The sequence below is a fragment of the Paenibacillus sp. FSL H7-0735 genome, assembly GCF_038008505.1.
Lineage (GTDB): Bacteria > Bacillota > Bacilli > Paenibacillales > Paenibacillaceae > Paenibacillus_AQ > Paenibacillus_AQ odorifer.
On record NZ_JBBOZH010000001.1, the window covers coordinates 173966 to 187818 of the forward strand.

At 46.2% G+C, this 13853-nt stretch carries 10 protein-coding genes; 8 read left to right on the forward strand and 2 right to left on the reverse strand.

What is annotated here, in order from left to right; genetic code table 11:
* Positions 1-163: 163 nt before the first annotated feature.
* Positions 164-2230: a transglycosylase domain-containing protein gene (locus tag NSS82_RS00840; protein WP_076273392.1), complete on the reverse strand. Its 2067-nt coding sequence runs from the start codon at positions 2228-2230 to the stop codon at positions 164-166.
* 181 nt (positions 2231-2411) lie between these two features.
* Between NSS82_RS00840 and NSS82_RS00845 the strand changes: the two genes are divergently transcribed.
* The 3 genes from NSS82_RS00845 (at position 2412) to argS (ending at position 6351) form a co-directional block, all read left to right on the forward strand.
* Positions 2412-3596, forward strand: coding sequence for a hypothetical protein (locus NSS82_RS00845; RefSeq protein WP_076273393.1), 1185 nt, complete (start codon positions 2412-2414; stop codon positions 3594-3596).
* A 629-nt stretch (positions 3597-4225) separates the two neighbouring features.
* Positions 4226-4669 carry a DUF1934 domain-containing protein gene (locus NSS82_RS00850; RefSeq protein ID WP_036679946.1) on the forward strand — a complete coding sequence of 148 codons (444 nt, stop codon included), beginning with the start codon at positions 4226-4228 and terminating at the stop codon, positions 4667-4669.
* Positions 4666-6351, forward strand: coding sequence for an arginine--tRNA ligase (gene argS / locus NSS82_RS00855; protein WP_076106030.1), 1686 nt, complete (start codon positions 4666-4668; stop codon positions 6349-6351). The genes NSS82_RS00850 and argS overlap by 4 nt, the downstream gene beginning before the upstream one ends.
* A gap of 127 nt (positions 6352-6478) precedes the next feature.
* Here the strand turns inward: argS and NSS82_RS00860 are convergent, their stop codons facing one another.
* Positions 6479-7645 (reverse strand): S8 family peptidase, encoded by a 1167-nt coding sequence (locus NSS82_RS00860; RefSeq protein ID WP_038568071.1) that lies wholly within the window; start codon positions 7643-7645, stop codon positions 6479-6481.
* A gap of 460 nt (positions 7646-8105) precedes the next feature.
* On the opposite strand from NSS82_RS00860, the gene rpoE reads away from it, so the two are divergent.
* The 5 genes from rpoE to NSS82_RS00885 all read left to right on the forward strand — a co-directional run bounded on the left by rpoE (position 8106) and on the right by NSS82_RS00885 (position 13749).
* The gene (gene rpoE, locus NSS82_RS00865) at positions 8106-8654 is read left to right on the forward strand and encodes a DNA-directed RNA polymerase subunit delta (RefSeq protein WP_038568074.1); all 549 of its coding nucleotides are present in this window, start codon (positions 8106-8108) and stop codon (positions 8652-8654) included.
* 325 nt (positions 8655-8979) lie between these two features.
* Positions 8980-10587 (forward strand): CTP synthase, encoded by a 1608-nt coding sequence (locus NSS82_RS00870; RefSeq protein WP_076273394.1) that lies wholly within the window; start codon positions 8980-8982, stop codon positions 10585-10587.
* 271 nt (positions 10588-10858) lie between these two features.
* Complete coding sequence (locus tag NSS82_RS00875; RefSeq protein WP_036679935.1) at positions 10859-11245, forward strand: response regulator; 387 nt, start codon at positions 10859-10861, stop codon at positions 11243-11245.
* A gap of 207 nt (positions 11246-11452) precedes the next feature.
* Complete coding sequence (fba, locus tag NSS82_RS00880; RefSeq protein ID WP_036679934.1) at positions 11453-12307, forward strand: class II fructose-1,6-bisphosphate aldolase; 855 nt, start codon at positions 11453-11455, stop codon at positions 12305-12307.
* 188 nt (positions 12308-12495) lie between these two features.
* Entirely contained in the window at positions 12496-13749 is a 1254-nt protein-coding gene (locus tag NSS82_RS00885) for a UDP-N-acetylglucosamine 1-carboxyvinyltransferase (RefSeq protein WP_036679932.1), read from the forward strand.
* The last annotated feature ends 104 nt before the right edge of the window (positions 13750-13853 follow it).

Genomic DNA, 13853 nt, shown 5'->3' on the forward strand with positions numbered 1-13853 from the left:
ACTATTATAGCAGTAATTGAGAGTTAAGAGAATGGGGTAAACATAATAAATAAAACGGTTACATCCCTTGTGCGATAAGTGATATTTGAGTTTGGCAATCCTGTTGTTACTACAATATATAACTTATAAAAAAAGAAAAACCCCTTCAATATAAATGAAGAGGCTAATTCAACCACCAGCGTTTAATGTTCTTCCACAGGGAACGGTTTTCTTCAGCAGAATCTACCTTACTTTGTGTGTCATCCACAGCAGGAGCGGAGCCTGTGCCATGCAGTTCGCAGTATTCGGTGGGCTCAGTTCCACTAATAAAAGTTTCCAGTTCTTTGTCGGGACATGCTGCTGTAGCAAGTTTGCCGGATTGCGGATTGACGTATACGCTGACTACTCCATCTGGAATAGGGAAAATTTTTGGAGGGACATTTTCCAGCGCTTTTTCAGTAAATTGGGCGAAAATGGGGGCTGCGCGCCGTCCGTCGGTAGTTGCGATGTCGCGCCCCTTGTCGTAACCAACCCAGACTGCAGTTGATAGCTCCGGGGTGAAACCTACCATCCAGCCATCTGTATCCGTGGTGCCGGTCTTGCCGGCTACCGGACGTTTAATTATGGAAGCCACACGATTACCCGTCCCCCCAGTCTCGAATACTCCCTCCATTAAACGAGTCAGTACATAGGCAGCTGAAGGTTCTACGACGGTTACTCCTTTGGGTTGAGGTGCTTCATACAGGACCATGCCATTTGAATCGGTTATTTTTAGAATGGCTGTGATCGGCATTTTCTGACCGCCGTTTCCAATTACAGCGAAAGCTGCAGCCATTTCAAGCGGACTGATCGGTGAAGTGCCTAGGGCCAGTGAAGGTACGCTTTGAAGTGGACTGTCAATGCCCATCTTCGCAGCCATCTCGCTTACTTTATCCGCGCCGATCTTCATAATTGTATTAACAGCATAGATATTGTCGGATGCTGCGATAGCTTGCCGCATATTAATTTCACCCAGATACTTATCCCCAAAGTTTCGGGGCTGATACGTTTTGCGGTTGTTATCATAATGAAACATCGTTGGCTGACTATTAAAGACCGAAAGTCCTGTCATCTCTTTGGATGAGAGTGCGGCCAAATACATAATCGGCTTAAAGGAAGAACCCGGCTGGCGTGTGGTGGCCAAAGCATGATTGTACTGGTTGGTACGATAATTTTTTCCGCCGACCATTGCTTTGATGTAACCGGTGCGAGGATCGATGGATACAAGTGCAGTATCCAGATCACTAGTTTGATCCATCTCTTTGTCAACGGCATTTTCTGCGGCATGCTGCATGTCAGGGTCAAGGGTGGTATAGACATTTAATCCGCCTTGCTCCAGCTCATCATTACTGATGTGGAGAGACTCTATGGCCAAATTGCGGATATAATCCCGGAAATAAGGCGCAGCTACAAGCGTATCCTTTTGTCCTTGCGGCTTGAAGTTTAAGTTCTCCTGGACGGCTTGTCCCGCTTCTTCCTGAGTGATATTGCCTAAATTGGCCATGACGGTCAGGATGATTCTCTGGCGCTTTTTAGCATTGTCCATGTGGTTGTAAGGTGAATAATAGGTAGGTCCCTTTGGAATTCCAGCCAGCATGGTACTCTCTGCCAGGTCTAAATCCGCTGCAGATTTACCAAAATACATCCGTGAGGCTGCTTCAATGCCGTAAGCACCGTGGCCATAGTAGATATTATTTAAATACATGTTCAGGATTTCATCTTTGCTGTATTTCATCTCCAGCTGCATCGTATAGACAGCTTCTTTAGCCTTGCGCGTCCATGTTTTTTCATGGGATAGGTAGAGGTTACGTGCGAGCTGCTGAGTTAGCGTACTAGCACCCTGCGACCGGTTTCCCTCTTCCAGATTGACTAGAACAGCTCGCGCCATCCCCTTCAGATCAAATCCGGAATGTTCATAAAATTTACGATCCTCGACTGCTAGTGTAGCTTCAATGAGCAGGGGAGAAATTTGACTTAATTTGACGGGTTCGCGGCTGCGGCCGTCTGAGGTAAAGGTGGCAAGAACATTGCCCCGGGAGTCAAACAGCTTGGAGCGCACATCATCGCTAATCGGTGGAAGATCTTTTTGATATAGATAACCGAGCAGAGCTCCGGTGGTTAATACAAATAATATGATCAAGGCTGCCAGCAGCCGAAATAAACGCCGGAAGCGGCTTTTTCGTTTCGGTGGATTCGTTGATTCGCGTGTCATGGCACCAGACTCCTTTCTCTCATATTATGGGGAAGGATCTGGAAGGATATTCATTAGGGATATGGAGGGTAACAAATTGTTTCTATTTTGTGATTGTTTAAGGTAGATAGGCCATCATCTCTGGCGGTATAACAGAGTAGGGATTGTAAGTAAGGGTATATACATATTAGGAGGTGTCATCATGAAATGGACGAAAAAGATTCATAAGACGACAATAACCGCCCTCTCGGCGACGCTTATTATGGTATCAGGCTGGAGTGCACCAGTAACTTCTGTACATGCTGCGGCTGCACCAGCACCAGCGACTTGCGGCACAGGAGATCACGGCTTGCTACAGGCCCTGCAAAACAAGCACTCAGGTGATATATCCACACCGCTTAGCTTTTCTGATGTTCAGTTTTTGAAAGGGAATACCGGACGGGCAGCAGGTAATGGATTTATGATTGGTACCTCTGACGGAGGCTGCCATTTTCAAGAGATCTATCAAGGCCAATGGAGCTTCAAACAATTCGATTTTCCCGATAATGTACATGGCTTTGCGCTTGCTTCTGTAGAGGAGGGGCAGGCTCAATATTTAATCGGTACCTCTAACGGTGGCTCGGAGTGGAAGAGACTTTCGAACAAAGCCGTCAGCTTTGAAAGAATAAATTTTATAGATAGTAAGAAAGGTTTTGCTTATGATAGAACCGCAACGTATTACACCAAAGACGGGGGGCTGAGCTGGAGTAAGATTTCCACCCCACCCAATACAAGAGGTGCTTATTTTAGTGACCGGAATACCGGCTGGGCGGTTGTAATCGTGCCGGGAAGCGGGTATCGGGTAATGAAGACCACAGATGGAGGGGCAACTTGGAGCCTTTCACTTAAGGCGGCTTTTGCCGAGCCCGAGTTTGGACAAATCTCCGCTAAGGGAGATCAGGTCGCTGTAGTGCTCTATGGCGGTACGGGGATGAGTCAGACCTCCTACTCGCTGTATGAAAGTGCGAACAGGGGGAAAAGTTGGAATCGTGTGATCGCTCAGGAAACTGCGGGCGGCGGACCTGCGCCAGGAAGTGGCAAGGCTGAATTCAATAAAGGGCCAGCTGCTGGCAAACCTGGGAACCTGCAGCTTGTGGGAAACAGCACCTCCTTTTTAGTGGGGTTTTCCCCAGCAGCAGAGAAAGTGGCGGTTGGACGCTCTTATAACGGCGGTAAGCAATGGACTAATCTTCCGGCGCTCGCTGGTTATGAGGGGGTAATCTCCTTCACTAGTAATAAAGAGGGCTGGCTCGCCATCCGTGAGCTTGATTACTCTTCCTTGTATGTGACCAAAGACGGCGGAGCTTCATGGGAACGCAGGTTTTCTTTGAAAGTGATGACCCAATAATTCTTTACAGTGCAAGAATATAAGTTCCGATGTATTGTGAAAATCGCAAATAGACAGCAGAGCAGCGATTCTCCGGATACTTGGAGAATCGCTGCTCTGTATTTTTGTCGTTGGTATCTTTGCTTGCTTCAATAGTACCCTTATCAGTGCCCTAATCAGATCCCTCATCCTCGGAGGGTTACGGACCCAGATGACGTTATTTGCAAATTTTCGGCCTTTGGGATAGAGTTTCGGACTCCAATAACACTATTCCCTAGAAAGAGGTTCAAATGGGTTGTTTTTTAGGCTAATAGCGACTATGAAGTCCGTTATCGCACCAAATATGGAATCATACTGCGCATAGGGTCATTTATGTCCGATAGGTGCTTGGTAGGTGCAAATATTATCGAAGTAAATGATATACATAGAGAATGGACGTTCAAAGTGTGCTTTTAATCATCAATATGGTAATATTTTATGTGCTTATGAAGATATGCTTGATTCTGTATTGAAATGCTTCTTTGAACTGGATTATAGTGTACAATGGGAAAGCGAAATAGGCCTTTGATTAATATAAAAATGTTTAAGCTTTGCCATTAGACGTTTTTCTTATGCAGAATGCAGAGGCTTGCAGAATGGAGGAACGTGTGATGCCTGAAATACAGTCTGACAAATATGATGTCTCTATTACGCTCGTGAGCCTTCAAGATGGTCAGCGAAATGTTATGGAAGCGAATGGAGAAGTAACATCCAAAGGACCGCATCTATATATTCAATATGAAGAATTAGAGCAGGGTCCTCGCGGGGAGGAAGTTTCTGTTCGTACAACGATAAAGATTGCAGGTAATCAACTGAAGCTAATCCGCCATGGCGGGATTCAGTCAGAGCAGAGCTTTGAAGCTGGACGGCGTCTGCCAGGATTCTACCGCTCGCCATATACGCAGTTCAATCTTTCTACGGAAACGAACAAGCTGGAAGTTGTGCGCGAAGGGCGCTCTTTAACGGTTGCCTGGGAATATGATTTGTACGTTTACGAGGAATTGACAGGAAAGTTCGCTATTAGTTTGCATATACAGGAGGAACCGAAATTATGACACATAGTAAGAATCCGTTAGAGCTTGTAAATGAACGGGTAAAAGAAGCCATCGCCGATGCGATTGTGAATGCTGGGCTGGTTGCACCGGAAGAGGTTCCGGATATTGTACTGGAAGTACCAAGAGATAAGGCGCACGGTGATTTGGCTACGAACGCTGCTATGCAGCTGACCAAAATTGCTAAACGTAATCCACGCCAGATTGCTGAAGCTATTATTGAGCATTTGGATACGAGCAGAGCTTCTATTGAGAAAGCGGAAATTGCAGGACCAGGCTTTATTAACTTTACCCTGTCTAAGAACTACTTGTACCCAATCATCAGCCTTGTTGCTGAGCAGGGGGATGACTATGGCCGTATTAATCTGGGTCAAGGTCAGAAGGTTGAAATGGAGTTCGTCAGTGCCAATCCAACAGGTAGCCTACATTTAGGGCATGCCCGTGGTGCTGCTGTCGGTGATGCGCTGTGTAATGTGCTTGATTATGCAGGTTATGAGGTGACCCGGGAATATTATATTAATGATGCCGGTAACCAAGTGGCTAATCTGTGTAAATCCATTGAAACCAGATACCTGCAGGAGCTGGGTCAAGAGGCAGAAATGCCGGAAGATGGTTACCATGGTGAGGATATTAAGGGTTTTGCGAAGGAGCTTGTGGCAGAAAAGGGCGATACCTTGCTCGAGATGAGCCCTAGTGAGCGTGCTGCTTTTTTCCGGACCTATGGACTTAATAAAGAGTTGGATAAAATCAAACGTGATCTAGGTCTTTTCCGTGTAAACTTCGATATCTGGTTCAGTGAAACCTCGCTGTATGAGAACGGAGAAGTACTGCGCTCGCTGGACGAGCTCCGTGATCGTGGAGAAGTGTACGAGCAAGATGGGGCAACCTGGCTGCAAACGACAAAATACGGCGATGATAAAGACCGTGTCTTGATCAAAAATGATGGCACATATACCTACCTTACCCCGGATATTGCTTATCACAGCGATAAGTATGGCCGCGGTTACGATAAAATGATTAACATTTGGGGCGCTGATCACCATGGTTATATTCCGCGGATGAAGGCGGCAATGTCAGCCCTTGGCAATGATCCTGAGAAGCTAGTGGTTCTGATTGCTCAGATGGTCAGCCTGTTCCAGAATGGTGAAAAGGTCAAAATGTCCAAACGTACCGGCAAAGCGGTTACGATGGAAGATTTGATGGAGGAAGTAGGAATCGATGCGATTCGTTATTTCTTCACCATGCGCAGCATGGATTCTCATCTTGATTTCGATATGGATTTGGCGATCTCTACTTCTAATGAAAATCCTGTATTCTATGTTCAATATGCGCATGCCCGTATTTGCAGTATTTTCCGTCAGGCAGAGGAGCAAGGGATTTCTATCCCTGATTACGCTAAAATTGACTTCTCCAAGCTGACAGCAGTGCATGAATATGACCTGCTGCGAAAAATTGGTGAGCTCCCGGCAGAAATCGCTGTTGCGGCTGAAGGTTATGCTCCACATCGCCTCATCCGTTATGTATATGAGCTGGCTGCGATGTTCCACAGTTATTACAAAGCTGAACGTGTAATTACTGAGGATGCTGCTCAAACCGTGGCGCGTCTTGCATTGCTTGGCGCAACGCGTACTACTATTGCCAATGTACTGCGTCTTGTCGGAGTTTCTGCACCGGATCGCATGTAAATCAACAGCAAACGACAAAAAATCCGCCTTCCGGTTTCCGGGGGGCGGATTTTTCTTTGCTGCCGTTCTTCGCACCGGCATCAGCTGCGCTCACGTCAGAGTGACCCACCCGGTGCCCGGGCGGGGTCTACACGTTCGCGGAGACCGAACGCTTCGCCCTTACTCCTGCTCTCAGCAGTCGCAGGGCATCGGCAGAGCCGCCGCCTAGGGATGCGCGGCGTTGCCCCTTGCGTAGCCGCACCGGGGACGCGGTGCGGCGCAAGAGCAGCTTCAGCTCCCTTGGCGTGAGGCCCGGTCGCAGTGCGAGCAGCAATGCGGCGGCTCCCGTGACATGCGAGGTCGCCATGGAGGTGCCGCTCATTTCTTTGTAGCCCTCCTTCAGCCAGCAGGAGGGCACGCCTTCGCCGGGCGCGTATACATCGATATATGAACCGCGATTGCTGAAGCCGGCAACCCGGTGTCTTTTATCGATGGCGCCCACGGCTATCGTCTCGGGATAACGTGCGGGATAGTCCCCGCCACGTTTGCCGTCATTCCCAGAGGAGGCAATGACGGCGATTCCGGCCCGATATGCTTTTATAACCACATTGTGGAGCGCCTTGCTTCTAGTCTTCATTCCAAAGCTCATATTAATGACGTCGATTCGGTTCTGCACACACCAATCAATACCTAGCACAATATCGGACACATAGGCTGATCCACTATGATCAAAGGCCTTGACTGGATATAGCAGCGCTCGCGGCGCCACTCCCATCATTCCGCGATTTCCCCCTGCTGCCGCTAAGGTTCCGGCGATATGAGTTCCGTGCCCGTTATCATCCAGCGGCAGCATCCCGCGGTGTAGTAGGTTGACTCCAGAGGCTAATGAATGCTTCAGATCGGGATGACGGTAATCCGCGCCGGTGTCAATGACGCCGATTTTGACGTGAACTCCGGTTGATTTAGACCATGCCTGAGGAGCATGAATCGCTTTCACCCCCCAAGGGAGGGCGGCGATTCCGCTCTTTTCGTTAGCTATAGAATGAATTTGAATCTGCAGATCGTCTTCGACGTTTAGAAGGTCTGCAAATCGGTTCATCAGCTTTCCGGCGGCAGCAGGCACGAAGAAGGCCCGAATCAGCGGAGATACCTGTACTTGACGCAGCTCGGGCTGCTTTGCTTTTAGAGCCTTCCATTGGGAGAAAGCTCCGGCATACTGGCGGGGATCGTTGAAGGTAAGAATACGCCGCTCACCATTTTTTGGGGCAACCGATATTTCTTCAAGAAGCATGTTCCAAAATTTGTAATAGTCCATAGATTTCGCTGTCCCCCCTCGGTGCCCTGCTGCCATATTGTATGAGCGGAGGGAGGGGTCCGAATGGGAACTTGCCCTTTTTTAAGGAAATGGGCTGCCCAGCGTGTCAAAAGACGGCGCTTTACATAAAATAAACAGAAGAGATTAAAACTCTCTTTGTAACATCCCGTAAGGAGCCGATCCTTGGCGTGGATACAGTCATGCGCGGAGGTCTTCCTCCGCCTTTTTAAATCCCATTTCTAAAAACTTTGGGTGCGGCGACCCTTGCTACAATTACATATCAACTCTTCTTGATGAAGACAGGTTTCCTGTATGGATAATAAGCAGGAGGCTTTTTCTGTTGGGCGGTTCTTGCATTTGACTTGCATTTTGTTGTTAAATAGGTTTTACTTAGTTTTGTTAATGGATATTATTGAAATAAACCGTAATGTGAACAATGCGTGAGAGGAAGTGTCCTTTAGTGAGTACGCCACTCAATTTAAAGCTAGACCCTGAGAAAGTTAAAGAAATGCCAATGGTGGATCTTGCCTTTCTGGTGCTTAAAGCAGCCAATACACCGTATTATTACCGTGATCTGATGGTCGAGGTAGCCAAGTTACGCGGTATGACCGATCAAGAAAGCCAAGATACTATTGCCCAGTTATATACCGAGATTAACATTGACGGGCGTTTTGCCTGTGTCGGAACCAACCTTTGGGGACTGAAACGCTGGTATCCTCTAGAGCGCTCCGATGATCCGGTTGGTAACACTAAACGGGTGCGCATCATCAACGATGAAGACGATGATTTGGAAGATGACGATTTTGCTGATGAAGAAGAAAACTACACAGCTGAAGAAGAGGATTTCGACGCTATCGATGAAGATCGCGACGACCTCTATTCTGACGACGACAGCGAAGAAGAAGTCGACGAAGATGTCGTGATCGATGAAGATGACATAGACGAAGACGATACGGACGAAGACGATGCAGAAGATAGCGACGATGAAGATTCCGAGGATGACAAGTAAGATCAATAATCAGAAGAGTCTTGTCTGTGGCATAATTCCTCCCTTGACAGTGGGGGATCGTCAGAGTAAACTATTGCATGGGCTTATCATGTAAGTTAATAAACGTGTTTTCTAAAATAAAAAGTGCCCCGGTTCTACGGGTGTCACTTTTTTGTTTTTTTAGATGCAAAGTAGCTGTAGATTAATGGAATTTGCGGGATGACGTTTTATGTTTTCCCCGGTGAATTAAACTTTTGATTTCCCCTGTTTTGATGATAGTAAAACGGGTTACGATAAACACCATGTGCCGCTTTTATGTTTGGACTTTATTTAGGAGGGTTTTACAGTGACAAAGTATATTTTTGTAACGGGTGGCGTTGTGTCTTCCCTGGGTAAAGGCATTACCGCCGCTTCGCTGGGCAGGCTGCTCAAGAACAGAGGTCTAAAGGTAACGATTCAGAAATTTGATCCGTATCTTAACGTAGACCCTGGAACAATGAGCCCTTACCAGCACGGAGAAGTCTTCGTAACGGATGACGGTGCAGAGACTGACCTTGACCTTGGGCACTATGAACGGTTTATTGATATCAATCTGTCGAAGAACAGCAATGTGACGACAGGTAAGATCTATTCATCCGTAATCAGCAAGGAACGTCGTGGAGAGTACTTGGGTGGAACTGTACAAGTTATCCCGCATATTACGAATGAGATCAAAGAACGCGTGTTCCGCGCGGGCCGCGAGACTAACTCTGATGTTGTTATCACAGAGATCGGCGGTACTGTAGGGGATATTGAAAGTCTTCCGTTCCTGGAAGCGATTCGTCAAATCAAGAGTGATATTGGCCGGGAAAATGTGATGTATATCCACGTAACCTTGATTCCTTATATCAAGGCTGCTGGAGAAGTGAAGACGAAGCCGACACAGCATAGCGTTAAAGAGCTGCGCAGTATCGGTATTCAACCGAATGTCATCGTGTGCCGTACGGAATATGAGCTTTCCGCAGATATGAAAGCCAAAATCGCACTCTTTTGCGATATTGATGCTAATGCTGTTGTGGAATGCCGCGATGCTTCGACGTTATATGAAGTTCCATTGAACCTTCGTGATGAAGGATTGGACGAGATTGTTGTTAATCATTTGAAGCTTACAACACCTACGCCAGATATGCGCGAATGGGAAAGTATGCTTAGCCGGATTCAGAAATTAGAGAAGACAGTAGAAATAGCAATTGTAGGTAAGTACGTAGCACTGCATGATGCTTATTTGAGCGTTGTTGAATCACTTTCACACGCAGGTTTTGCTGCGAATGCAGAGGTTAAGATCCGCTGGGTGAACGCAGAGGAAATTACGGATGAGAACGTGGACGAAATGCTGCGTGGCATTGGCGGTATTCTTGTTCCTGGTGGTTTCGGTGATCGGGGAATCGAAGGTAAAATCTCCGCTATTCGTTATGCCCGTGAGCAATTGATACCTTTCTTTGGTATTTGCCTTGGAATGCAGGTTTCTGTAATTGAATATGGCCGTTCTGTTCTTGGACTACAAGGTGCAAACAGCTCCGAAATCGATCCAAATACACAATATCCATTGATTGATTTGCTTCCTGAGCAAAAAGATATTGAAGATATGGGTGGCACTATGCGTCTTGGGTTGTATCCTTGTAAGATTATTCCGGACTCTCTGGCAATGTCTTGCTATGATGATGAACTGGTATATGAGCGTCATCGTCACCGGTATGAGTTCAACAATACTTACCGTGATGAAATTGAAAAAGCGGGACTGGTTATCTCCGGAACTTCTCCGGATGGCCGTCTAGTTGAGATCGTAGAGCTTCCAGAGCATCCGTGGTTCCTCTCGGTTCAATTCCACCCGGAATTCACTTCACGTCCGAACCGTCCGCAACCGCTATTCCGTGAATTTGTCAAAGCCTCTTTGACGCATTCCGAGCAGCAGTAATTTATACACAGACAGAAAGAACCCATCGGTTCTTAAATAGTCTAAGAGAGCCTTCATCCGAAGGCTCTCTTTTTGTATTACCCTTTAATAGAAATATTGTAACTGACATTTATTTCATTTTAGACTCTTTATTTACCCATTTTATCCAATTAGCAGGATTTGGACAGTAAAGCACGAATAATAGGTTTCGTATGGAGTAGTTTCTAAAGGGGCCGGTCGCTGTGGAGAGCGCGGTATAGTCAATCTGCCTTAATTTCTGGGAGGGTATCGTATGGAAAAGAAGAAAGTATTAATTGTCGATGATCAGAACGGGATCCGGATTCTTCTTATGGAAGTGTTCAATAGTGAGGGATATACAACATTTCAAGCGGCTAACGGAAAATTGGCATTAGACATTGTTCGCAGCGAGTCACCCGATTTGGTCTTACTCGATATGAAAATACCGGGAATGGATGGACTCGAGATTCTGAAGCATCTAAAGGAGATCAATCCGTCCATTAAGGTAATTATGATGACGGCATATGGTGAACTGGACATGATTAAGGAGGCGACCAAGCTAGGGGCGTTAATGCATTTTACAAAGCCGTTCGACATAGACGAAATGCGCGTAGCGGTAAACATGCATCTTCATAACAAGTCTGTGGATCAATGCAGTTAGAACGGTGATTTCTGTATCGGTCCTATTTCGCGTGGTGACTCCGAAGAGGATGAGTCTAATTGCTATATGGGCTGGATAAAAATCGTCCCACCGGGACATTTTTTTGTTTACCCTATTTAGTATTTGACACAGGATGTGCTATAATAAGCCTGTATGTGATGTCGGTTTAAAAACATAGCCAACCAACATTCTTAGGAGGATGAAACCATGCCATTAGTATCTATGACAGACATGTTGAACAAAGCACTTGAAGGAAAATATGCAGTAGGTCAGTACAACATTAACAACTTGGAGTGGACTCAAGCTATTCTTGGTGCCGCTGAACAAGAAAAATCACCAGTAATCCTTGGTGTATCTGAAGGCGCAGCACGCCACATGGGCGGCTTCACTACTGTTGTTAAAATGGTTGAAGGTCTAATTATTGACATGAATATCACTGTTCCTGTAGCTATCCACCTTGACCATGGATCTAGCTTTGATAAATGTAAAGCAGCAATTGATGCTGGATTTACATCCGTAATGATCGACGGTTCCCATCACCCAATCGATGAGAACATCGATATGACTAAAAAAGTCGTTGAATATGCTCACGCTAAAGGCGTTTCTGTAGAAGCTGAAGTAGGTACTGTTGGTGGACAAGAAGACGACGTTATCGGCGGCATCATGTATGCTAAGCTTGATGAGTGCGTACGTATTGTGAAAGAAACAGGTATCGACACCCTGGCTCCTGCACTTGGTTCCGTTCATGGACCTTACCATGGCGAGCCTAACCTCGGATTCAAAGAAATGGAAGAAATCCGTGACGCTACTAACATCCCAATGGTTCTTCATGGTGGTACAGGTATTCCTGAACATGACATCAAGAAAGCCATCTCCCTGGGTACTTCCAAAATCAACGTGAACACTGAGAACCAAATCGTGTTCGCAAAAGTGGTTCGCGAAGTTCTAGCTGCTAAACCTGATGCTTACGATCCACGTACATTCATCGCACCAGGTCGCGATGCAATCAAAGAAACCGTTATTGGTAAAATTCGCGAATTTGGATCCAACAACAAAGCCTAATCATTGTAGCTTCCGCCTCAGGTGGACAAGCAATTTGTTAAAGGATAGGGCTATTACTCTGTCCAGTTGAATAGTTTGATGAGGAAAGCACACCGCTTAGCCGGTGTCTTTCCATTTTCATCACTAAAAGTCCACAGCACGTATTGCCCACCCAGCTGCAATACACGTAGGGGGAAATTGATAAATCTATGGAAAAATTAATGATTGGCGGTGGACGTCCGCTAGAGGGCGTTGTAACCATCAGTGGAGCAAAGAATAGTGCCATTGCGCTTATTCCTGCGGCAATTTTGGCCGAATCTGAAGTTGTTCTGGATAATTTACCGTCCCTTAGTGATGTAGCCGTTTACTCCGAAATCTTGCAAGAGCTTGGCGCTAATGTATCCTGGTCAGGCAATCAGATGAGAATTGACCCTTCACGTATTGTATCTATTCCAATGCCCAATGGGCCGGTTAAGAAACTTAGAGCTTCGTATTATATGATGGGAGCTCTGCTTGGAAGATTCAAAGAAGCGACAATAGGTCTTCCTGGTGGCTGTAATTTTGAACCTCGTCCAATTGATCAACATATCAAGGGTTTCGAGGCTTTAGGAGCAACAGTTACCAACGAACATGGTTCTATCCATTTATATGCAAAAGAGCTACGCGGTGCGAAGATTTATCTGGACGTATCAAGCGTAGGTGCCACTATAAACATCATGCTGGCGGCTTCACGAGCCAAAGGCTCTACAATTATTGAAAATGCGGCTAAAGAGCCTGAGATTATAGATGTAGCTACCCTATTGAACTCTATGGGCGCTGTTATTAAAGGCGCTGGTACAGAAACCATCCGGATCGAAGGGGTCTCGGAAATGCACGGTTGCCGTCATTCCATTATTCCCGATCGGATTCAAGCAGGAACTTATATGATTGCCGCTGCGGCTACGCGTGGTAATGTGTTGATAGATAATGTTATTCCTAAGCACTTGGAAGCCTTAACAGCCAAGCTTTTAGAGATGGGCGTGGATATTGAAGAGCTTGATGAAAGTATCCGAGTTATAGGTAGAGCTAATTATGAACATGCAGATGTTAAAGCACTGACCTATCCTGGATTTCCTACAGATTTACAATCTCCTATGACAAGTATGCTGACACAGGCAGAAGGGGTTAGTGTGCTTAGCGATTTCGTTTACAGCAACCGCTTCAAGCATGTGCCAGAGTTGGTAAGAATGGGCGCAAAGATTCGTGTTGAGGGCCGATCTGCAATTATTGAGGGCAGTAAACTTAATGCTGCAAAAGTAAAGGCAGCTGATCTGCGTGCGGGTGCAGCCCTTGTCATTGCCGGGTTAACAGTAGAGGATGGTATTACAGAAGTGACCGGCGTAGAGTATATTGATCGTGGTTATGATAATTTAGTGAGCAACCTTCGGCAACTTGGTGCTCATGTTTGGCGTGAGAATGAATAATATTAGGATATCCCGCTTGGAAGGAGTATTAATTTGCGGCCAAACCGCATATTTCCTTCCATTTGGGGTAATACTAACCTAATGAGCATTTTAATAGAATCATA